This is a genomic window from Flavobacterium sp. B167r (assembly GCF_056824315.1).
In genome coordinates, this window is the sequence record NZ_CP124859.1 from 3,936,492 (window position 1) to 3,957,808 (window position 21,317).

At 33.1% G+C, this 21,317-nt stretch carries 21 protein-coding genes; 17 read left to right on the forward strand and 4 right to left on the reverse strand.

What is annotated here, in order from left to right; all coding sequences use genetic code 11:
* Nucleotides 1–15 precede the first annotated feature (15 nt).
* From QLQ96_RS17690 to pdeM, 5 genes are all read left to right on the forward strand, one after another.
* Complete coding sequence (locus tag QLQ96_RS17690; protein ID WP_482492166.1) at nt 16–402, forward strand: YidH family protein; 387 nt, start codon at nt 16–18, stop codon at nt 400–402.
* Between the two features lie 18 nt (nt 403–420).
* Nucleotides 421–1,431: a ligase-associated DNA damage response exonuclease gene (locus QLQ96_RS17695; RefSeq protein ID WP_482492168.1), complete on the forward strand. Its 1,011-nt coding sequence runs from the start codon at nt 421–423 to the stop codon at nt 1,429–1,431.
* Between the two features lie 96 nt (nt 1,432–1,527).
* Nucleotides 1,528–3,129, forward strand: coding sequence for an ATP-dependent DNA ligase (locus QLQ96_RS17700; protein ID WP_482492170.1), 1,602 nt, complete (start codon nt 1,528–1,530; stop codon nt 3,127–3,129).
* Nucleotides 3,130–5,619 (forward strand): ligase-associated DNA damage response DEXH box helicase, encoded by a 2,490-nt coding sequence (locus tag QLQ96_RS17705; protein WP_482492171.1) that lies wholly within the window; start codon nt 3,130–3,132, stop codon nt 5,617–5,619.
* A 6-nt stretch (nt 5,620–5,625) separates the two neighbouring features.
* Nucleotides 5,626–6,264 carry a ligase-associated DNA damage response endonuclease PdeM gene (pdeM, locus tag QLQ96_RS17710; RefSeq protein WP_482492172.1) on the forward strand — a complete coding sequence of 213 codons (639 nt, stop codon included), beginning with the start codon at nt 5,626–5,628 and terminating at the stop codon, nt 6,262–6,264.
* A gap of 442 nt (nt 6,265–6,706) precedes the next feature.
* Here the strand turns inward: pdeM and QLQ96_RS17715 are convergent, their stop codons facing one another.
* The 3 genes from QLQ96_RS17715 to QLQ96_RS17725 are packed head-to-tail and all read right to left on the reverse strand — an operon-like array spanning nt 6,707 to nt 8,131.
* On the reverse strand, nt 6,707–7,231 hold the full coding sequence (locus tag QLQ96_RS17715) for a hypothetical protein (protein ID WP_482492173.1): 525 nt from the start codon (nt 7,229–7,231) through the stop codon (nt 6,707–6,709).
* Nucleotides 7,209–7,670, reverse strand: coding sequence for a hypothetical protein (locus QLQ96_RS17720; protein WP_482492174.1), 462 nt, complete (start codon nt 7,668–7,670; stop codon nt 7,209–7,211). Before QLQ96_RS17720 ends, QLQ96_RS17715 begins: the two co-directional genes overlap by 23 nt.
* 2 nt (nt 7,671–7,672) lie before the next feature.
* Nucleotides 7,673–8,131, reverse strand: coding sequence for a hypothetical protein (locus QLQ96_RS17725; RefSeq protein WP_482492175.1), 459 nt, complete (start codon nt 8,129–8,131; stop codon nt 7,673–7,675).
* 289 nt (nt 8,132–8,420) lie between these two features.
* On the opposite strand from QLQ96_RS17725, the gene QLQ96_RS17730 reads away from it, so the two are divergent.
* The 8 genes from QLQ96_RS17730 (at nt 8,421) to QLQ96_RS17765 (ending at nt 16,116) form a co-directional block, all read left to right on the forward strand.
* Nucleotides 8,421–10,397 carry a sensor histidine kinase gene (locus tag QLQ96_RS17730; protein ID WP_482492176.1) on the forward strand — a complete coding sequence of 659 codons (1,977 nt, stop codon included), beginning with the start codon at nt 8,421–8,423 and terminating at the stop codon, nt 10,395–10,397.
* A 3-nt stretch (nt 10,398–10,400) separates the two neighbouring features.
* The gene (locus tag QLQ96_RS17735) at nt 10,401–11,141 is read left to right on the forward strand and encodes a LytR/AlgR family response regulator transcription factor (RefSeq protein WP_482492177.1); all 741 of its coding nucleotides are present in this window, start codon (nt 10,401–10,403) and stop codon (nt 11,139–11,141) included.
* Nucleotides 11,142–11,386: 245 nt separating this feature from the next.
* Nucleotides 11,387–12,229, forward strand: coding sequence for an STAS domain-containing protein (locus QLQ96_RS17740; protein WP_482492178.1), 843 nt, complete (start codon nt 11,387–11,389; stop codon nt 12,227–12,229).
* Between the two features lie 16 nt (nt 12,230–12,245).
* Complete coding sequence (locus QLQ96_RS17745) at nt 12,246–12,644, forward strand: STAS domain-containing protein (RefSeq protein WP_482492180.1); 399 nt, start codon at nt 12,246–12,248, stop codon at nt 12,642–12,644.
* Nucleotides 12,625–13,041, forward strand: coding sequence for an anti-sigma regulatory factor (locus tag QLQ96_RS17750; protein WP_482492182.1), 417 nt, complete (start codon nt 12,625–12,627; stop codon nt 13,039–13,041). Before QLQ96_RS17745 ends, QLQ96_RS17750 begins: the two co-directional genes overlap by 20 nt.
* Nucleotides 13,034–14,047: a SpoIIE family protein phosphatase gene (locus tag QLQ96_RS17755; RefSeq protein WP_482492184.1), complete on the forward strand. Its 1,014-nt coding sequence runs from the start codon at nt 13,034–13,036 to the stop codon at nt 14,045–14,047. Before QLQ96_RS17750 ends, QLQ96_RS17755 begins: the two co-directional genes overlap by 8 nt.
* A 2-nt stretch (nt 14,048–14,049) precedes the next feature.
* A complete protein-coding gene (locus QLQ96_RS17760; RefSeq protein ID WP_482492185.1) occupies nt 14,050–15,684 on the forward strand; it encodes a sensor histidine kinase in 1,635 nt (544 codons plus the stop codon).
* 102 nt (nt 15,685–15,786) lie between these two features.
* Nucleotides 15,787–16,116 carry a DUF4870 domain-containing protein gene (locus QLQ96_RS17765; RefSeq protein WP_482492187.1) on the forward strand — a complete coding sequence of 110 codons (330 nt, stop codon included), beginning with the start codon at nt 15,787–15,789 and terminating at the stop codon, nt 16,114–16,116.
* Nucleotides 16,117–16,247: 131 nt separating this feature from the next.
* Here QLQ96_RS17765 and QLQ96_RS17770 read toward each other — a convergent pair whose 3' ends face one another.
* Nucleotides 16,248–16,541 carry a winged helix-turn-helix transcriptional regulator gene (locus QLQ96_RS17770; RefSeq protein WP_482492189.1) on the reverse strand — a complete coding sequence of 98 codons (294 nt, stop codon included), beginning with the start codon at nt 16,539–16,541 and terminating at the stop codon, nt 16,248–16,250.
* A gap of 91 nt (nt 16,542–16,632) precedes the next feature.
* Here QLQ96_RS17770 and QLQ96_RS17775 point away from each other — a divergent pair, with 91 nt between their 5' ends.
* From QLQ96_RS17775 to QLQ96_RS17790, 4 genes are all read left to right on the forward strand, one after another.
* A complete protein-coding gene (locus tag QLQ96_RS17775; RefSeq protein ID WP_482492191.1) occupies nt 16,633–16,875 on the forward strand; it encodes a redox-active disulfide protein 2 in 243 nt (80 codons plus the stop codon).
* 92 nt (nt 16,876–16,967) lie between these two features.
* On the forward strand, nt 16,968–19,322 hold the full coding sequence (locus tag QLQ96_RS17780) for a mechanosensitive ion channel family protein (protein WP_482492193.1): 2,355 nt from the start codon (nt 16,968–16,970) through the stop codon (nt 19,320–19,322).
* 214 nt (nt 19,323–19,536) lie between these two features.
* Nucleotides 19,537–20,127: a phage tail protein gene (locus QLQ96_RS17785; protein WP_482492195.1), complete on the forward strand. Its 591-nt coding sequence runs from the start codon at nt 19,537–19,539 to the stop codon at nt 20,125–20,127.
* A 47-nt stretch (nt 20,128–20,174) separates the two neighbouring features.
* Nucleotides 20,175–21,305, forward strand: coding sequence for an ABC transporter substrate-binding protein (locus QLQ96_RS17790; protein WP_482492197.1), 1,131 nt, complete (start codon nt 20,175–20,177; stop codon nt 21,303–21,305).
* Nucleotides 21,306–21,317 lie beyond the last annotated feature (12 nt).

A 21,317-nucleotide genomic window follows, 5' to 3' on the forward strand; every position in this document is an offset into this window, starting at 1 on the left:
AACATTTAAATATTTATGTCGCCAAAAAATGATCAAGAGATTATGAATGAATACTTGTCTAATGAAAGAACTTTGTTAGCATGGCTTCGCACGGGAATAGGTATAATGGTTTTCGGATTTGTAGCAGTAAAATTTTCTTTATTTCTACAACAACTTCCTGCTGAATATTTAGCAGAAACTGTTGCTCCAAAAAGTAGTTTTACTATTTATCTTGGCATTGGATTACTTATAACAGGCGCATTGACAATCCTGCTCTCCTATTTGAGATACAATCATACAATTAAACTATTAAAAGCTGGAAAATATCAGTACTCAACAGCAACGTTAACTTTTATAACGATGCTTCTTTTTGTGTTGAGCATTTTATTAATAGCGTATTTAATCATTGCATCAAGCAAATAATTATATAATTACCAAAACATGAATGTACCGTTATTGCAATTTAATGATAAAGGGATTTACTGCCAGCAGGCAGATGTCTACCTTGATCCTTGGCGTCCAGTAAAAAACGCCATTATTACGCACGGTCATTCTGATCACTCAAGATGGGGTCATCAAAATTATATCACACATCATACAAACGTTGCCATTATCAAGTATCGTTTGGGTGAAATTAATGTTACAGGAAAAGATTGGAATGAAACGTTTACTGTAAACGGCGTAAAATTCTCACTTCATCCTGCTGGTCATATCATTGGTTCTGCACAAATTCGGGTTGAATACAAAGGCGAAGTTTGGGTTTTTACTGGCGATTATAAAACTGAAGATGATGGAATTTCAGTTCCTTATGAAGTTGTAAAATGCCATTCGTTCATAACAGAATGTACCTTTGGACTTCCTGCTTTTAACTGGGAATCACAAAAAGATGTGATGACCGAGATTAATAATTGGTGGGTAGAAAATCGAGCTGAAGGCAAAACATCCATACTTTTTGGATATTCTTTAGGCAAAGCACAACGTTTATTAAAATATTTAGATCCAAGTATAGGTACAATTTATACGCATGGTGCAATCGAAAATATGACAAATGTCGTTCGCCCGTTAATTGATTTGCCTCCCACAGTTAGAGTGACTCAAGAAACTAAAAAAGAAGATTTACTAGGAAATATGGTGCTAGCTCCTCCAAGCGCACATGGAAGCACTTGGATTCGAAAAATGACTCCTTTTGTGACGGGAACGGCAAGCGGCTGGATGGCATTTCGAGGCGCCCGAAGAAGACGTGCAGTAGACCGCGGATTTGTAATCAGTGATCATTGCGACTGGACGGGATTATTAGAAAGCATTAAAGCAACCGGTGCCGAAAAAGTAATCTGCACTCACGGATATTCAGACATATTCTCAAAATATTTAAGAGAATTGGGTTACGACACCAGAACCGCAAATACCCAATACGAAGGAGAAACGAATGACGTAGTCAATGATGAGTTATGAATTATAAATTATAAGTTCAACTCGTAATCCATAATTGAAAACTGATAACTCATAACTCATAACTCATAACTCATAATTAATAATTAATAATTCAAAATGAAAAACTTTGCCGAGCTTATAAAAACCCTAGATAGTTCTAATAAAACATCGGTAAAAGTTGATGCGTTGACGAATTATTTCCTGAAGGCAAGTGACGAAGATAAGGTGTGGACAATCGCTATACTTTCGCATCGTCGCCCTCCCCGACCAGTTAATACGACTTTATTACGATTATGGGCAAATGAATTGGCTAATATTCCGCTTTGGCTTTTTGAAGAAAGTTATCATATCGTTGGGGATTTAGCAGAGACCATTGCATTAGTTATTCCGACCACAAAAGAACATTCCGATAAAAGTCTGACTGAATTTTTACAGGAAATTATTGCTTTAAAAAAGAAAACTGATTCTGAGAAAAAAGAATATTTGCAAACTAATTGGCTGAACTTGAATTATTATGAACGCTTCGTTTTTACTAAATTAATTACAGGCAGTTTCAGGATTGGTTTAAGTCAGAAGTTGATGACACGTGCGCTTTCTAAAGCAGAAAATATTGACGAAGATACATTGGCTTATAAATTAATGGGCGATTGGAATCCAAATACAATTACGTTTCAAGAGTTGATTTTAGATGAAAGAAGCAGTGATTATTTATCAAAACCTTATCCTTTTTATTTAGCTTATCCGATTGAAGGCGAGTTGGAAAATTTAGGAAATCCTGAAGATTGGAGCGCCGAACATAAATGGGACGGAATTCGTTCGCAAACCATTATTCGTGAAAACGAAATTTACGTCTGGAGTCGTGGCGAAGAATTGGTAACCGATAAATATCCAGAATTCAATTCTTTTATCGGAAATATTCCAAACGGAACTGTAATAGATGGCGAAATCCTTCCTTACATAGAAAATGAAATTGGAACTTTTAATGATTTGCAAACCCGAATTGGTCGAAAAAATGTTTCTGCTTCAGTTTTGAAAAAAACTCCCGTTATCATAAAAGCGTATGATTTATTAGAATGGCAAGGAAATGACATACGAAATTTTCCTTACGAAGAACGGCGAAACTTATTAGAAGAATTATTTACTGCTTTAATTGGAAAAGATATTCCGTTGCAACTTTCTGAAAGAGTCACCTTTTCTACTTGGCAAGACATTGCAAATGAAAGATTGAAATCTCGCGAAATGAAAAGTGAAGGTTTAATGCTCAAACGTAAAGATTCTCCCTATCTCGTAGGAAGAAAAAAAGGCGATTGGTGGAAATGGAAAATTGAACCTTTAACCATTGATGCCGTCCTCACCTACGCTATGCGCGGTCACGGACGACGATCAAATTTATTTACCGATTACACTTTTGCTCTTTGGCAGGAAAATGAAAATAATGAACGCGAACTCGTGACTTTCGCGAAAGCGTATTCCGGTTTAACCGATGCTGAGTTTAGAATGGTGGATGATTTTATTAAAAAAAACACTTTAGAACGATTTGGTCCTGTAAGAAGTGTAACTCCAAAATTAGTTTTTGAAATTGGTTTTGAAGGTATTGCACTTTCAAAAAGACATAAAAGCGGAGTTGCAACTCGCTTTCCGCGAATTTTAAGATGGCGACACGACAAAAAAATAGAAGATGCTAATTCCATAGAAGATCTAAAAAATATGATTTTATAAATGAACAGAGAGCAGTTATTTACAATCGCCAGCAATTGGTTTGAAAGTCAGGGATGGAAACCTTTTCCGTTTCAGACGCAGACTTGGACTGCTTTTCTGCAAGGTAAAAATGGTTTATTGAATGCGCCAACTGGAAGCGGAAAAACGTATGCTCTTTGGCTCCCAATCATTTTAAATTACATTAAAGAAAATCCGAATTATAAAACCACCCGAGGCAAAGCCGAACGGAGCGTAGCTAAACATAACACTGGACTAAAAGCGATTTGGATTACGCCACTTCGTTCATTATCCGTAGAAATAAAACAAGCCGCAGAACGAGTTTTAACCGATCTAGATATTCCAATGACGGTTGGAATACGTTCTGGAGATACTTCTTCAGCAGAAAGAGCCAAACAAAAAGGCAAAATGCCCGATTTATTGATTACTACTCCAGAAAGCCTTCAATTGCTTTTGGCTTCAAAAGGCTATGCAAATACTTTTAAAAATTGCAGTTCAATCGTTATTGATGAATGGCATGAACTATTAGGAACAAAACGTGGAGTTCAAGTAGAATTGGCTTTATCTAGACTTAAAACAATAGCTAATAAAATTAGAATTTGGGGAATCTCAGCCACAATTGGAAATCTCCAGCAAGCACAAGAAGTTTTACTCGGAGTTGATTCTGAAGCTTACAACAATTCGGTTTTAATAAAAGCGGTAATCAATAAAAAAATAAAAGTCGTTTCGATTATTCCAGAAAAGATGGATACTTATCCGTGGCGTGGGCACATGGGATTGCATTTAATTGATGAAGCAGCTAAAATTATAAAAGCCAGTAAAACCACTTTAATATTTTTGAATGTTCGTTCGGCTTGTGAAATCTGGTATCAGCGATTATTAGAAAAATATCCTGAATTTGCTGGAGAAATGGCCATGCACCACGGAAGTATTGATCGAGAAACAAGACTTTGGGTGGAGAATGCCATTCGGAATGAAGAACTTAAAGTCGTAGTCTGCACTTCGAGTTTAGATTTGGGCGTTGATTTTGCTCCTGTCGAATCCATTATTCAAGTTGGCGGACCAAAAGGTGTTGCACGTTTTATGCAGCGTGCCGGAAGAAGCGGACATCAGCCTGGAAAAGAAAGTGTTATTTATTTTCTAGCGACGCATGCCATCGAATTGATAGAAGCTTCTGCTTTAAAAAAAGCAGTTGAAAACAGCGTTATTGAAGATCGGGTTCCATATTTAAACAGTTGGGATGTTTTGGTTCAATATCTCAATACGTTAGCCGTTTCAGATGGATTTTATCCTGATGAAATTTTCAAAGAAATTCAAGGCACATTTAGCTACCAAACCATTTCCGCAGAAAATTGGAATTGGATTTTAAATTTTATTACACAAGGCAGTCAAAGTCTTCATGCGTATGACGAATTCAAGAAAGTAGAAATCGATGAAAACGGCTGTTATAAAATCAATAGTCGAATGATTGGAATGCATCACAGAATGCAAATTGGAACAATTGTGGGAGATGCTGTGATGAATGTAAAATTTATAAGCGGGGGTTATATCGGAACTATTGAAGAATGGTTTATATCGAAATTAAAGCCAGGCGATACTTTTATTTTCGCAGGAAAAAAACTCGAATTGTTCAAAATCAGAAACATGCAGGTTTTGGTTAAAAAAGCGAGTCCAAAGAAAGAATCTAAAATTGCAAGCTGGATGGGCGGACGTTTGGCTCTTTCTTCTCAAATGAGCGAGTTGCTTCGAAAAGAATTGTATCGCGCCAATACTGATAATCTTTCGCCAGAATTAAAAGCTCTTCAACCTTTATTTCAAAGACAGCGAAAAGAATCTATTGTGCCAAGTTCAGATGAATTTCTAATTGAAACTTTTAAAACCAGAGAAGGATTTCATGCTATTTTTTATCCTTTTGAAGGACGTTTTGTTCATGAAGCTTTAGCTAGTTTATTGGCTTACAGAATTAGTTTATTGCAATCCATTACTTTTTCTTTGGCTTATAATGATTATGGTTTTGAATTGCTTTCTGACCAAGGAATTGATATTGAAGGAGTTTTGGACAATAATCTTTTTTCAACTGAATATGTTCATCATGATTTGCAGAAAAGCTTAAATTCGACCGAAATGGCTCGTAGAAAATTTAGAGATATTGCTGTAATTTCGGGATTGGTTTTTACTGGTTTTCCTGGAAAAATGGTTAAAACCAAACATTTACAAAGCGGTTCACAGTTATTATTTGAAGTTTTCAGAGATTATGAGCCAGATAACTTATTATTGCATCAGGCATATCGAGAAACTTTTGAACATCAATTAGAAGAAGGACGTTTAATTTTAGCTTTAGAAAGAATTGCTAATCAGAAAATTATCTGGAAACAATGTTTAAAGCCAACACCTTTTAGTTTTCCTATTATTACTGATCGATTGAGAGAAAAATTGTCAAGCGAAACTTTGGCAGAAAGAATTCAGAAAATGACCGCTTCTTACATGAAATAATACTTTATGAAAATTCAAATAAAAAACGAAACTTTTATACTTCATCCAAGTGGAGCAGTTTTTTGGGAATCTAAAAAAATCATTATTATTTCTGATGTTCATTTAGGAAAAGTAACGCATTTTAGAAAGCATGGAATCGCGATTCCGCAAGATGCAGTTTCAGAAAACTTTAGAAAAATAACTGATGTTTTAGCATATTTTGAACCAGAAAAAATTCTCTTTTTGGGAGATTTATTTCACAGTGTCATAAATTCAGAGTGGGATTTATTTGAAGAATGGATTTCAAGCCACAATCAAGAAACGTATTTAATTGCAGGAAATCACGATATAATTGATCAGAAACATTATTATAAAATTGGAGTTCTTGTGATAGATATTTTAGAAATCGACAATTTTTTCTTCACACATCATCCAACAGAAAAAGAAGATTTTTTTAATTTTTCAGGACATATTCATCCTGGAATAATCTTGCGAGGTTTGGGAATGCAGAGCTTAAAATTGCGCTGTTTTTTTCAAAAAAAAAATCAAATGATATTGCCCGCTTTTGGAGAATTCACAGGGAAATTTATTTTGAAACCTGAAGAAGATGATCTTGTTTATGCGGTTGCTGGAAATGAAGTTATTTTGATAAATAAAAACAATTGAAGGTGCATATTAATTTTATTTACAATTAATTGAAGTTAATTATTTAAAGTTTTAATTTGTATTTAAAAAACATATTCTGTTAAGAATATCTCGTTGAAAAAATAACGTCACATGTTTCGTGTTCCTTTAGAGACAACTGTTTATACGGAAATATATTGGCGCAATAATCAAACGTTCCTACGGAACGGATACTCGCAATCTAAATTTGGTTCTACCGACGAGACATTACTAGGGAATGATTTTTTTTAAATTTAAAACCCAAGTTAAACTTATTTATTAAGATTTCTATATTTTAAAATTACTGTTCAATTTCTTCCAATATTGCTAAAACATATTTACTATCAAATTGTCAAAATTTCATTTTGTAAAACAAAAAACGAGTCAACTCTTCTCGAATTAACTCGTTTCTATTTTCAAATTTTACAACTGTATTTTTAATGCATTATTGAATATTGCGATTGGAATGTGCGCTTTCTATCAACGCACTGATTTTTACTAAAATTAAATTCTCGTATGCGTCTTGCCTTTCGTCGCTTCTTTTTCCTGAACTAAATCCTTCACTAATTCTATGATTCTTCAAAAACTGACTTTTCTTTGCTCCTACAGCATAATACCAGCTTCCTATTTCTGATTGAACAAAAATTACGGCTTCATCAAGGTTCATTATTTTCTTCTTTGAAATTAACGGACTTGTTTTATAAATCGCATTATTACGAACATCAAACGTAAACTGAATCTCAGATGTAATTTTAATATCATATAAAGAATGCAGAAAAAAATATATTAAAAATATACCAATCACCCATCGCATTTCTTCTCCCAAATCATTAAAAAACAAAATTAAAGCTATTATTCCTGCCGTTGTTCCGGCAAAAAACCACCAAGATAGATTTAGTGATGGCTTTTGCGGTTTTAATGAAAAAGAATACAGGTTTTCTTGAATGTTATATTTTTCTCGAATGCTCATCTAATATTTCATTGATTTCGTTAATCAAATTTTGCATCGATCTGGTTGTAAAGCCTTGAGCAATTCCAGTATATTTTTCCTTGTTTTCTTTAATATAATAAAGATTTAAAGAAACGTTTGTCGTTATAAGATTATGTCTCACTTTGACTAATTCAAAATTGACAAAATCAGAAATTGGAATTTGAACTGGCTTATTAATTAATCCATTTTTTATTATAAACTCATTCTTGTCCAGATCAATACTAAATTCTTCCTGCCAAATTGAAATAAAACATATAATGGATAAGACTCCAAAAATACCAATTACTGCATTGTTCTTATAATAAATGCCTCCAACTGTAAAAGCGATCATTCCTAACACTACAAATAAGCCAAAGCCGTATTGTCTTTTCATAACATACAGATTTCCTTCTTTTGTGAACTTCTTTAATTCAGTCATTTTTACTCAATTTTAACACCATCGATAATTAAGGAATCACAAATAAGCGAGATATATGCACTTGTGTAATCGGCTGTTAACTGATCACTTAAAGAATCGACTCTTCCTTTTGTAAAATCAAATTTTCTAGCAGGAAGTTTTCCAAATTGATCTGTCATTGTAATCTGACCATCAACTCCTGCTTTATTTTTCATAAGAACAGTCAATAAAGCAATATCTTGTTTTTCAAAATCAAGAGAAAAATAATAATTGTTTTTCACTTCCGATTTATCGGTTCCATCTGCTGCAGCGACACTTGATTTTGTAAAAGAAAATGTTGCAGTTCTCAATACAGCTTTTACCGTTTTACTTCCATCTTTCAAAGTGATTTCAATTTTAATGCGTTTATCTTCTTGTCCATAAGTCAATGATGATAAAAAAAGACACGCTACCATTAATAATGTAAAAAAATTCTTATTCATAATTTTGTAGTTTTTAAAATAATTTATAACCGCAAGATTACTACTAAGATCAGCTTGCGACAATTCGCAATTGGCAAATGGATGCTTTAGATTTTTATTTGGTAATTCTATGCCAGAATTGAGAAAAAAGTACTTTTAACTACTTCTTTACAGAGGCTTTACAAAGAATTTTTAACTCAAATTTACGGGGTATTTTTTTTGGTCAGTCGATTTTCAATTTGTACTTTGGTCTTAATTACCACGATATATGCACCAAAAAATCACTTTAAATCCTATAAAAAACAGAAAAATGAAATGGTTATTCTTGTTTCTGATTTTGTTCTTCTTCACCACTTTAAATTCCCAAATTTCGGCTGTAGAAAAAATTGCTTCTTACGGTTATTCCAAACGTTTTTCTGATTCATCTGCCAGTAAAAAAATGCAGCTGCAAGCTCTTAATTTAGCCAAGAAAAAAAATAACATCGACGATGAAGTAATTTGTTATTCGTATTTAGCTCTTACACAAAGACGTTTATTGCATTTAAAAGAATTTACCCGCTACGCTGACACGGCATATATTTTGGCTCAAAAAAGCAGCAAAATAAGAGTTAAAGCTTTTGCTTCTCTAGCAATGGGAGCTTTAAAGTCTTACATTGATGACAAACCCCAGGCAATTGACCATTTATTGAATTCTTACGAGCTTTTTTCAAAAATAAATGCTCATGATCAATGTGCTAAAATTGCTTCCGATATATCGTATCTATTTTCTCCCGCATCTCCAGAAAAGGTTCATAAATATGCACAAGAGGCTTTAGGACACGCTTATAAAGCAAAAGATCCCGAAAGCGAATTGTATGCTAGATTAGCTTATGGAGGCTATTTGACCGACAAACTTGAATCTGGGGATGGAAAAGATTGGGAAAAGACTTTAGCTTTTTTGAAAACTACAGTTGAATTGGCTGAAAAACAGTCTTTTGATATTATCAGTAAAAGCAATATCGGAATCGCTTACATAAATCTGGCAGATCTTTATTCTAAAGGTCCGAAACCAATTAATGAAACTGCATTGCTCGAAAATCTTGAAAAAGCTACTGCAATTGCCAAAAAATACAATATAAAAATCATCTACAGAAGTGCCATCGGTCTTCAAGGTTTTTATTATACCGAAAAAGGAAATTATGTAAAAGCCGAAATGCTTTTTATTGAAGGTATAAAATACCAGCAGAGTCTGCCTTATACTGATAATTATTTATTGGCAACCTTTTATAATTCTCTAAAAGAAGTTTCGGCAAAACGTCATGATTTTGAAGCGTATTATGCATACGATACATTATATGCAAAATATAATCAGTTGAAATATAACGAAACCACTCAGAAACTTTTGCAGAATGCAGATGCCAGATTTGAGTCTTCCAAAAAAATGGAACGCATCAAACAACTTGAATTGGAAAATGAACTCGAACAGCAAAATAAACTTTTAGGTTACGGAATTGCTGGAGTTTTATTGATCGGACTTGTTTTTATGTTTCGCTCCTACTATTTCAGGCAGCGTTATTATTTAAAACGTGAGGAAATTTTAAAACAAGAACAAACCAACAGTGAATTGAAACTGCAATTAATGGAAAAAGAAACCATTGAAAATCTTGCAACAAGACTTTCGCTAGAAAGAAGATTGTTGCGTTCTCAAATGGATCCGCATTTTATTTTTAATGCTTTAGGAAACATTCAGAGTATGATTTTGCAAAAAGACACAATTCCTGCAGTTTCTTATTTGAATAAATTCGCCAAACTTACGCGTCAGATTCTAGAGCAATCTCGAAAAGAAATCATTTCTTTAGAAGAAGAAATCGGCACTTTAAAAAACTATATTGAATTGCAGCAATTGCGTTTAAATAATAGTTTTGAATATGATATTGTTTGCGACGAATCTGTTGAAGATGATATTCTTATTCCGCCACTTTTGATTCAGCCTTTTATTGAAAATGCCGTTGAACACGGATTAAAGCCAAAACCAAAAGAAGAAAAAGGTGTATTGCAAATTAATTTCTCACAGCAAACAGATCAAAAAAATCTAATTTGCACCATTAAAGATAACGGCATCGGACTTACCGCTTCGAGAAAATTGAAGATAAACGAAAATCATAAATCACTTTCTACAACTATTACAGACGAAAGATTATCGAAGATGCAAAAAGACTATCCGTATGCTGGCTTTCAGGTTTTAGAACGTAATGCAGACAACGGAGAAACGGGTTGCGTTGTTATTATTAATATTCCAATATTGTAAAAAATGTACAAAACTATCATTATAGAAGATGAACAGCGCATTCGCGAAGCTTTATCAATCATGCTGGAAATGGTTGCTCCAGAAGAAATTCAGATTATCGCTTACGCGGAAAGCGTTGAAGAAGCCGTAAAACTAATTGACCGACAGCAGCCCGATTTGGTTTTTATGGATATCATGCTTCAAAACGGAACTGGATTTGACGTTTTAAAACAAATTTCCTTCAACTCTTTTCATCTTATATTTACAACTGCTTACGAACAGCATGCTATTAACGCTTTCAAATACAGCGCTATAGATTATCTTTTAAAACCAATTGATCCAGATGAACTTAAAACTGCAATTGAAAGAATTTCACTTTTAAAAGAAAGAGTTTTAGAAAAACAGCAATTAAACGAATTACAAAACAACCTTTCTAAAACTCCAGACCGAATTATTTTGCCAACTCAAGAGGCGATGTATGTCGTTAAATTAGAACAAATTACAAGATGCGAAACTTCTGGTTCTTATACGACTTTCTTTTTAACAGATGGACGAAAAATCATGGTTTCCAAGCCTTTAAAAAATTATGAAGATTTACTGGAACCTCCAATGTTTTTCCGTGTTCATCAGTCGCATTTAATTAATGTGAATTCAATTGTAAGTTATTCTCGAGAGGGAATGGTTCACATGAATGATAAATCGGTTGTGCCAATTTCTCGAGGAAAAAAAGAACAATTTTTCAAATTAATGAAAGAAGAAATTTAACAATTGTTTAAAATTAGTTTCAATTAAACATGAGAATTAACTTTCTTTATCAAGTAAAATCTAAGTTTAAAAGCAATTAATCTATTTCTTCAAGTTCATAAAAATGGCACATAACCCTTCAAAAAGGCGTTTTTAACATTCTAAAACTGCTTTTTGACAAATTTTAGATTTAACAAATCTTTTCTCATCCAAATTATTGTCATATATTTGGTAGGGAAAATTCTAAAATTTAAAGCAAAAAGCAAATGCAAAAGAACGCACTGGGTGTCCTAAAAGAGCACGAAAACAAATTATTAACGATATGGTCTCAAATTCTTTCGAATAGTGGAGCGGATGATGGAGCGGTTGAAGAAGAAGAGTCAAAAGAATTTGCTTCGCTCTTTTTATCTGCATTAGCCAAATCTGATGAAAAATATGAGAACTCAGCAGAGTTTGAAAAAGTTCATGATCTTATTATTGGAATCTCTTCTTCTAGAGGAAAACGTGGTTTCTCTCCAAGAGAAAACGGGCATTATTTAATCTCATTTAAAGAAGCGGCATCTCAAATTCTTTCTGAAGAAATTACAGATCCGGCACAACTTTACAATGCGAATCTAAAATTAGGTGCTATTTTGGATAACATGATGATCATGACTTTCGAGGCTTTCATGAGAGGAAGAGAAGACGTAATTTCTAGACAAATTGATGAAATCAGCGAAATCTCTACTCCTGTTATCACCGTTTGGGATGGTATTGTTGCTTTGCCAATTATTGGAACTTTAGACAGTTCAAGAACACAAACTGTAATGGAAAGTCTTTTACAGCAAATTGTTGATACTGGAAGTTCTATTGCTATTTTGGATATTTCTGGTGTGCCAGCCGTAGATTCTCTTGTGGCTCAACACCTTATCAAAACAGTTAGTGCTACTCGTTTAATGGGAGCAGAATGTATCATCAGCGGTATTCGTCCAGAAATTGCTCAAACTGTTGTGCATTTGGGAATTGATCTAAGCGGCATTACAACCAAAGCTTCATTAGCAAGCGCTTTAAAAACAGCTTTTGAAATGCTTCAGTTAACTGTTGTTAAAAAAAGAAAAATTGTAGAATAAAGATTTAAGATTTTTTATGGAAAGAATTCCTATACTAAAAATGGGAGATTTTCTGCTTGTGACCATTCAAGTAGATTTGTATGATCAGTTGGCAGAAAATCTTGAATCAGATTTAATAAATACGATAAGTAAACATAGTTCAAAAGGTGTATTAATAGATATATCTGCAGTTTCTATCATTGATTCGTTTATGGGACGAATTCTTGGAAATATTGCTGTAATGTCAAAAATATTAGATGCACAAACTGTTGTAGTAGGAATGCAACCCGCAGTTGCTATTACTTTGGTAGAACTTGGATTATCATTAAATGGAGTCATAAGCGCCTTAAATGTAGAAAGAGGCATGGATTTACTTCGCTCAAAAATGCACATAAGCGACAACGAAGAGCAGGAGTATGACGACGATATCGAATAGCAAAGAAGAAGCGCCCGTTGTAAAAGAACAGGATGTTGTACCAATACGTAATCGAGTAAAAGAATATGGTGTAAAAGCTGGTATGAGTATTTTAAATCAGACCAAACTTATTACAGCCACTAGCGAACTTTTGCGTAATCTTCTGAAATATGGCGGTGGCGGAAGAGTTATTATCGAGTCTGTGAGCAACGGACGCGAAAATGGCGTACGCGTTACTTTTATTGATAACGGTCCCGGAATAGCTGACATATCTCTGGCAATGAAAGATGGATACAGTACAGGAAAAAGCATGGGATTAGGTTTGCCAGGAACAAAAAGACTTGTCAATGAATTTGACATTAAATCAGAACTAGGAAGCGGAACTACCGTTACTATAACAAAATGGAAAAATGGATAATACGTTTTCCACTTATAAAATAGATGACAGAAGTCTCATTGCTTTTATAAAAAGAGAAATACATAATCTTGCCCTTCAATTGGGCTTTACCCCTCATAGAGCAGCAGAAACAGATATAATTGTTGCAGAACTTACTTCTAATCTAATGAAATTTGCAAATGGTGGCGAACTGCTGTACCGTGCAAATTTTGATGGCGAGCAAAATGAAATAGAAATCTATTGTTTAGACAATGGTGTTGGTTTTGATAATGTTGCTAAGATTATGAATGACGGTTATTCGTCTTCTAATACACTTGGTCATGGTTTAGGATCTATTAAAAGATTAAGCAATGTTTTTCAGATTTATTCTATGAAAAACTGGGGTTGCGTGCAATACGTCAAAATCTGCGAAAAAGCAGATCTTATTTTACCTTCCATAAAAAGCGGTTTAAATACTGCCTCTATTGCTGTCAATTACCCAGGTGAAAAACTTTGCGGAGATGGGTATTATATAAAACAAAACAGCAAAGGTTTTCAGATATTTGTAGGCGACGGACTAGGACACGGTGAAAGTGCTAATGAAGCAGTTGAAGCTGCGATAAAAGCATTTAGACAATCTGGAGAATCTGATCCGTCAAATATTTTAAGAGATATTCATCCAACAGTAAAAAAAACCAGAGGATTAGTAGCAACAATAGCTTCTGTAGATTTAAAGTCTGAAGTGTGGAATATTTGCGGTATCGGAAACATTAACACCCGCATATATAACGGATTGGAAAACAAAACCTATACTCCTTACAATGGAATTATAGGCCATAATATTCCGCGAACTTTAAACAATACAATTGTCCCTTATAAAAAACATCAGATCATTATTATGCATAGTGACGGTTTGCGAACAAGATGGAATTTAAATGACTTAACTTCCATTTTTAAACAAAGTCCTGGAATAATAGCATCGGCACTTTATAAGGAGAATGTAAGAGGAACTGATGATGCAACAATTTTGGTAGGCAAAATAAATTGAGCATGATAAAAGAGATCATACAAATAAATCTTGACAACGAAATGGACTTAATATTAGCCCATAAACGTTGTATGAAAATTGCAGAAATGTGCGGTATGCCCTCTTCGTTTCAAACTAGATTTTCAACCGCGGTGTCGGAGGTTGCCAGATGTGCCATTGCTAAAGGAGCAAACTCACTATTAGTATTGGGCCTTGACATTATAAAAGCTACGCAAAAAGAAATTATTGCCACAATCACAGATAAAGTTGACTTGAAGAGCTGTAATCCAGAAGCTTTTATTTACGCGTCAAAAATTTCTAGAGACATACAATATAATTACTCTGATAATCTTTCTACAACAAAAATTAGCCAACCTATTCTGGCGCCTGGACTTTTGTCAGAAACCAAGATAAAAAGCATTATAGATTATTTTAAATCCGAACCGCCTTTATCTCCTTATGATGAAATTAGAAAGAAAAATATTGAACTCATTGCGCTATCTGAAAAGCTGACAGAAAGTGAAAATAAATACAAACAATTAGCCAATACTATTCCGATTCTTATTTGTGTTTTAAATGAACGCAACAATGTCTTATTGGTAAATGAATCTCTGGAAAAACATCTAGAAAATCCTCTGTTAACTTTTGACAGAAAAACATTAGTTAATTTTATTCATTTAGAAGATATTGATTCTATTCTTGAGGGTTGGAACAAAGCCAAACAAAACCGATCTAATTTCTTGGGAGAAACCAGAATCAAGAAGGGTTCAAAATACATTTGGCATTTAATTTCCATCGTTCCAAATAAAACTGAAGATGGAAGTTTTAACAGCTGGCTTGTTTATTTTGTAGATATCAATGCTCAGAAAATGATGGTGGAAACCTTGAAAGACAACACCGAATTAAAATTAACCAAAAACGAATTGGAAAGCGCCAATGCTAAACTTCGTTTTAAAAATAAAGAATTAGAACAATTCGCTTACATTGCCAGCCATGATCTTCAGGAACCTCTAAGAAAGATTATGATTATGCTTTCTCGCGCAGGAGAACATTTGAGCGAAGATCAGAAGAAAAAGTATTATTTTGACCGAATTACACTTGCAGCGGGAAGATTATCCAACTTAATTACCGATGTTCTAAACTACTCCAGAATTGATAATCAAGAACAATATTCTAAAGAAGTGGATCTTAATGAAATTCTAACCGACGTTTTGAGTGATTTAAGTCTAGTTATTGAAGAAAAAAATGCTTTAATAAATGTAAATCCGCTTCCAAAAGTTTTAGGGCTTGACACGCAACTTCGTCAATTATTTTATAATCTAATAAACAATTCTCTTAAATTTAATACCGCAGAACCGACTGTGACTGTTACTTACGAAGAAACTCCTAAAGATGAAAACTTGCCATTAGGGTTTGAAAATTATGATGTGATTTCAATTTCAGACAATGGAATTGGAATGGACAGCAAATATTCAAATAGAATCTTTGATATGTTTCAGCGTCTTCATGAGCGCGATCAATATGGAGGAAATGGTATCGGACTTGCATTGTGCCGAAGAATTATTGAAAACCATAATGGTATAATTAATTTTAGCAGTAAGCCAGGAGAAGGAACAACTTTTTGGATTTATCTTCCTAAGAAAAAAAACAACTTATAAATTAATCCTCCACCAATACCAATCATAACCTACCGATAACAAAGTGACTATTTCGAGTCCTATTCATAGTATTTATTTTTGCCCCAATAAATAACTCAAACTATGAATAACAAAACACTTTCTATTCTTAGCTATGTCACTATTATTGGCTGGATTATAGCTTTTATCAAAAGCAAAGATTTAACTCCTAAAAGTGATTTAGTAAGATACCATTTAAAACAAGGATTCGGAATTTTTCTAGTTTCTTTAGTAATAAATGTTGCTTTATCTATTATTGTAACTATTGTTCCAGCGCTTTACTTTTTAAGCTATGTTGGATACGTTATTTTCATTTTATGGATTTTCGGAATCATAAATGCTGCTAACGAACAAAAGAAACCAATTCCACTAATTGGACAAGTTTTTGAAGATAAATTCAATTTTATTGACTAATCTGTCTTGCTTTTTTTAGCTGACGTTTTTATTTTTTGGATGTAGGAGATGATTCTCAGAGAACTTCAATGGCTATGGCAGCACTGAATAGTATTTGAGGATCTTTCTACTTTAAAACTGAAAACAAAAATTTACGACAATCCTTCCAATTGCTGAAAAACAGGAATTAAAGCTTTTCCTTTTTCAGTCAGATTATATTCGATATGAAGAGGTTTCAGTTTGATAGTTACTTTTTCTAAAAGACCTTCTTCTTCCAATTCTCTCAAAGCTGTCGCCAAAGATTGTTTATTTGAGCCTTGAATTTGGCGCAATAAATTATTAAAACGCAAAGGCGATTCTACAGCCAAACGAAAAATTTCTGCCTTCCATTTGCCAGATAACATTTTTAGGAGCCTTTGTGCCGGACAAGTTTCTGTTTCTTCCATAATTATTGCGGGTAGTCAAAAAAAATTGACTTATTGTTTTGGAAAGATTTTTAATTAAAATTTGTTTTTAATTCTAAAGTAAAAATATAAAATGAAAGCAAAGAAACCAAGCGAAATGAGCCTTGAAGAGCTGTTAAAAAAGCAGAAGACGATTAAAACAACAATTAAAGCTTTAATTCTAATTGCTATTTTGCTGCTTCTCATTATTGTATTCCTATTCCTCGAAAAAGGTTTTTTAACTTTAATGACATTTCCTTTATCAATGGCGTTTTTGATTGTGAACTCTAATTTTCTTAAAGAAATTCAAAATGAAATAGCCATAAGAAACTTATAATAAAATAGTTTTCTTTTTTAAATTTAATTTTTCTTAACCGAAAGTCTTTCAAAAAAAATTACATTTGGGCTCCCTAAATAAGCCCATAAATTATGATTAATAACAAAAAGACCTTTTATTTTTTCTCCCTATTTTTTCTTCTTTTATTCTCGCAATTTAACTACGCACAACAGCAAAAAACAGTTAAAAAAGAAAATCGCGGAAGACTATTTAACGACACAACAGCAACAGACAGTGATTACTTAATGGCAATTGAAAAAGCCGGAGAAGTACTCGAATCTGCTTATAATGACATTGATTTTGCTGGTGATATACATCATCTTTTTGGCGATATGAAACGTACAGAAAGCAAGCTAGAATTGATTTTAGCTAGTTTGAAAGGAGCAAACCCGAATGTGCGAAACCAGCAGATGTATCGCATTGTACTGCAAGAAATTCAACAAGAACTGGAAGAACAGAACAAAGCGATTAACGCTCGAAATCAGGATCTTGAAAACATTAAAAAACGTGTAATTGATCTTCGTAAAGACAAAACTTTAATTTCATTATTAAAGGATACTATTCGCCGTAAACAGTTTAAGAAAGAATTCGGAAATCTTAGAAAAAGATACGTTGCCACTGATAGTTTGATGACTAAAAACCAAACTACTTTAAACAATAAAAAACGACTTACAGTACAGCGAAAAATCTCTGTTTCTAATGCTTTGGTAGCCGTTGAAGGAAAACTAGAAAAGTCTGGAATCAGTATTTTCAACAAAGAATATCCTTCTTTATGGCAGATTAATGATTCTGCAGCAAAGAAAAGAGTAACGCACAACATAAAAGCGAAAATTATAATTGAAGAAAATGTTGCCGCATACTACTTAGGTTACAAAGCCGGCGGACTTGTTACGCTGTGTTTCTTTATGGGACTTTTATTTTGGTACATTTCTCGAAATATCAAATTCCTTAAAGCAAATGGTTATGCTGAAAACCTAAACCTTTTAAATTTCAAATATTTAAATCGAGGCATTTTACTTCCTATTTTAGTTATTGCACTAAACATTGCCATAGTTACCAATTTGTACGCTCCTGCCCTATTTTTAGAATTGATTCAGCTTTTTCTTCTTGGAGTTTTAATTTTTCTTTTTAAAAATCAATGGTCTGGAGTTGCCATGAGAAACTGGCTTTTCCTATTAGGATTATTCTTTGCGCTTTGCTTTCTAGATTTATTTATCACGATCGGATTATTGCAGCGCTTGGCTTTTGTAGCAATCAATGTTTTAGGTATTCGCTACGGATTGGTTCAGATTAAAACACTTAAAGAAGAACTTTATATAAAAGCCTTTTTTAAATGGGCAAGTATCATTTTTATTGGATTAAATATTTTATCAATTCTTTACAATTTATTCGGAAGAGTTTCTCTTTCTAATATGTTAAGTCTTACAGCATTTATATCACTTACTCAAATTGTTGCTTTAAGTGTTCTCTTGAAGATAATTTTAGAAATTATTTTACTTCAAATTTACACCACTAGAGTAAAAAGAGGAATCGAAAAAATGTTTGATTATGAAAGTTTATCAGACACTTTGAAAAAGCCTTTTATTATTGTAATCAGTTATATGTGGCTGATTGTAATTACTTCAAATTTGAATATCTGGGAATCGCTTCGTGGTTCTTTAGTGAAATTATTAAGCCATCCTAATACTATCGGAAGTATTACTTTTACATTGGGTAGTGTTGTTTTATTCTTTATTATTATCTGGGCCGCACATTTACTTCAAAAATATGTTGCTTATTTCTTTGGTGAAATTGATGATGAAAACGAAGAGAATATTAATAAAAGACAGCATTCAAAATTGCTTATCACGCGATTGGTTGTTTTAATAAGCGGTTATCTTCTTGCTGTTGCGGCTTCTGGAATGCCATTAGACAAATTAAGTATTCTTTTAGGAGCTTTAGGTGTCGGTGTCGGACTTGGACTTCAGAATGTGGTAAACAATTTTGTATCGGGAATTATCTTGATTTTTGACAAACCGATTCAGGTTGGTGACGTTGTCGAAATTAGTTCAGAATCTGGCCGTATTAAATCGATGGGATTGCGTACAACTAAAATTAATGCTCCAAATGGTGCCGAAATTATTATTCCAAACGGTAATTTATTGTCTCAAAATATTACGAACTGGACATACACAGACAATTTCAAATTGGTTGAAATCACTTTTGAAATCAATGGAGAAACAATTCCGGAAGAAATTAATACCGTGGTAAATGAAACGCTTGCGAATCTTACTTTAGTAAACAATTCAAAGCCATCACAAATATACTACAGCTCAATTTCTGATGGAAAATATAAACTTCTAATCAAGTTCTGGTGTAGCATTTATAAAACAGAAGAAACGATAAGTTCAGCACGACAAGAACTTTATATTAGTTTCAAAAATAAAGGCTTAACTTTTTCAAGTTAGGTTTAAAAATAAAGAAAGGCGGTAAATTAAATTACCGCCTTTTTTTATGTTAATTTTTTAATTTCTTCATGTTTTCACACTAATGTGTTAAATTATAAGACTTTACTCAAAAACAGGTAAAAACCCGTGCATCCACAATTTAGTTATAAAGTAATTTAGCATTGTAGTAAAATACTACGGAAAAACTAATACTAACAATTAAATCTTACAAACTATGGAAGTTTTCCTTGGAACAATTTTGAGTTTCGCTTTTAATTTCGCCCCTAGAGGATGGGCTTTTTGCAACGGCCAAGTCATGTCGATCTCACAGAATTCTGCATTATTTTCATTACTAGGAACAACTTTCGGAGGCGATGGCGTGTCGACATTTGGTCTTCCTGATCTAAGAGGAAGAACTCCTATTCATTTTGGTCAAGGGCCAGCTCTAAGTAATTTCACAATGGGCGAAAAAGCAGGTAATGAACAATTTACTTTATCAACATTAAATATACCTGCTCACGGACATACCCTTGCGACTACTGGGACAGGAACAGTAAGTCTAACTGCAAATTCTGTAGTTGGAGGAACAATTACTAATATAACTGATGGGGGAAATAACTCTTTTTCTTCTGGTGGTTCAACACCAAACATCTACAGTGAACCAGGAGGAAGTGGGACTGACAAAATTGGAGGCTTTACTGGAACTGTAGCTTTGGCAGGTAACACAGGATTAACTGGAGGAACTCAACCTTTTCCTTTACGTAATCCATATCTTGTTGTTAATATGTGTATTGCAACATCTGGAATTTTTCCTTCTAGAAACTAATAAACTTAAATAGAGGCATTATTTGCCTCTATTTTTAATCTCATTTTATGGATAACGATATTAAAATAGGCATTTTAATTCCAAAGTCGCAACAATATCCTTCATTAGACAAAGATTTTATAAGAGGTTTAAAACTCAATAATCTAAACGTAAAATTTTTTGTAGAAAGTATTGGTATTGGTGCAGATGAAAAACTAATAATTGATAAACTTCAGAAGCTTAACTTTCAAGAAGATATATCAATTATAATTGGTTTTCTGGGTCACTATAACATGCCTGAAGTCTATAAATATGCTTCTAATAATGATATTTTATTGTTAGCCGCAGATTTAGGGGCAGCAACTCCCTATCAAACATCTGATTACAAGAGCATATTTATAAATTCATTGGGATTAACTGATTCTTGCTATTATTTAGGCCAATATTTTACCCATAAAAAGTATCAAATAGCAACTTCTACTTCATTTTATGATTCAGGATATGGTTTGATTGCTGCTTTAGAACATGCTTTTAATAAACAAAATCATTTTACGGGGCATTATATCACTCCTTTTGTGCCGAGAGAAAATGAAGCGACACATATGGATCATATTATAAATACACAGCAACCCAATGCTATTTTTGCATTTTATAGCGGTTTATATGCAGAAGAAAATGCTGATTTTCTAAAACAAAATAAACTTACTCAAAAATACCCCTTTTATGTAACACCTTTTTTTATCAATGATAAAATTTTGGACGAATACAAAAATAATCCTCACGAGCTTTATGTAGTCAGCAGCTGGATGCAAAATGACACAGACTCAACAGATTTTACTTCAGAATATAAAGCTGTTTACGATGAAAACCCAACCCTATTTTCAATTTTAGGTTATGAAAATGGGCTGATATTAAAGAACATACTTTTAAAAGCTAACAATTTTAAAACAAGTTCTTTAATTGAAGAAATGCACAAATTAGATATTGAAGGCCCAAGAGGCAGTATCCGATTTGATAAGAATACCAACAGAACCAAATTCAATCATTATATATACCAATTAAATTTGGATTCTTTCAATAATATAAGCTTTAGAAAAATTGAAACATTGATAAACGATGGAGATTTTATTAAGGCTTTTGCTTCACTAACGAAACCTAACCACATAGGAGGCTGGGACAATGCTTATCTATGTCACTAACTAAATTGTATG

Excerpts from the sequence above, each read along its gene's own strand:
- QLQ96_RS17690 (WP_482492166.1), top strand. The coding sequence starts at position 16 with ATGTCGCCAAAAAATGATCAAGAGATTATGAATGAATACTTGTCTAAT.
- QLQ96_RS17695 (WP_482492168.1), top strand. The coding sequence starts at position 421 with ATGAATGTACCGTTATTGCAATTTAATGATAAAGGGATTTACTGCCAG.
- QLQ96_RS17700 (WP_482492170.1), top strand. The coding sequence starts at position 1,528 with ATGAAAAACTTTGCCGAGCTTATAAAAACCCTAGATAGTTCTAATAAA.
- QLQ96_RS17705 (WP_482492171.1), top strand. The coding sequence starts at position 3,130 with ATGAACAGAGAGCAGTTATTTACAATCGCCAGCAATTGGTTTGAAAGT.
- pdeM (WP_482492172.1), top strand. The coding sequence starts at position 5,626 with ATGAAAATTCAAATAAAAAACGAAACTTTTATACTTCATCCAAGTGGA.
- QLQ96_RS17715 (WP_482492173.1), bottom strand. The coding sequence starts at position 7,231 with ATGAGCATTCGAGAAAAATATAACATTCAAGAAAACCTGTATTCTTTT.
- QLQ96_RS17720 (WP_482492174.1), bottom strand. The coding sequence starts at position 7,670 with ATGACTGAATTAAAGAAGTTCACAAAAGAAGGAAATCTGTATGTTATG.
- QLQ96_RS17725 (WP_482492175.1), bottom strand. The coding sequence starts at position 8,131 with ATGAATAAGAATTTTTTTACATTATTAATGGTAGCGTGTCTTTTTTTA.
- QLQ96_RS17730 (WP_482492176.1), top strand. The coding sequence starts at position 8,421 with ATGAAATGGTTATTCTTGTTTCTGATTTTGTTCTTCTTCACCACTTTA.
- QLQ96_RS17735 (WP_482492177.1), top strand. The coding sequence starts at position 10,401 with ATGTACAAAACTATCATTATAGAAGATGAACAGCGCATTCGCGAAGCT.
- QLQ96_RS17740 (WP_482492178.1), top strand. The coding sequence starts at position 11,387 with ATGCAAAAGAACGCACTGGGTGTCCTAAAAGAGCACGAAAACAAATTA.
- QLQ96_RS17745 (WP_482492180.1), top strand. The coding sequence starts at position 12,246 with ATGGAAAGAATTCCTATACTAAAAATGGGAGATTTTCTGCTTGTGACC.
- QLQ96_RS17750 (WP_482492182.1), top strand. The coding sequence starts at position 12,625 with ATGACGACGATATCGAATAGCAAAGAAGAAGCGCCCGTTGTAAAAGAA.
- QLQ96_RS17755 (WP_482492184.1), top strand. The coding sequence starts at position 13,034 with ATGGATAATACGTTTTCCACTTATAAAATAGATGACAGAAGTCTCATT.
- QLQ96_RS17760 (WP_482492185.1), top strand. The coding sequence starts at position 14,050 with ATGATAAAAGAGATCATACAAATAAATCTTGACAACGAAATGGACTTA.
- QLQ96_RS17765 (WP_482492187.1), top strand. The coding sequence starts at position 15,787 with ATGAATAACAAAACACTTTCTATTCTTAGCTATGTCACTATTATTGGC.
- QLQ96_RS17770 (WP_482492189.1), bottom strand. The coding sequence starts at position 16,541 with ATGGAAGAAACAGAAACTTGTCCGGCACAAAGGCTCCTAAAAATGTTA.
- QLQ96_RS17775 (WP_482492191.1), top strand. The coding sequence starts at position 16,633 with ATGAAAGCAAAGAAACCAAGCGAAATGAGCCTTGAAGAGCTGTTAAAA.
- QLQ96_RS17780 (WP_482492193.1), top strand. The coding sequence starts at position 16,968 with ATGATTAATAACAAAAAGACCTTTTATTTTTTCTCCCTATTTTTTCTT.
- QLQ96_RS17785 (WP_482492195.1), top strand. The coding sequence starts at position 19,537 with ATGGAAGTTTTCCTTGGAACAATTTTGAGTTTCGCTTTTAATTTCGCC.
- QLQ96_RS17790 (WP_482492197.1), top strand. The coding sequence starts at position 20,175 with ATGGATAACGATATTAAAATAGGCATTTTAATTCCAAAGTCGCAACAA.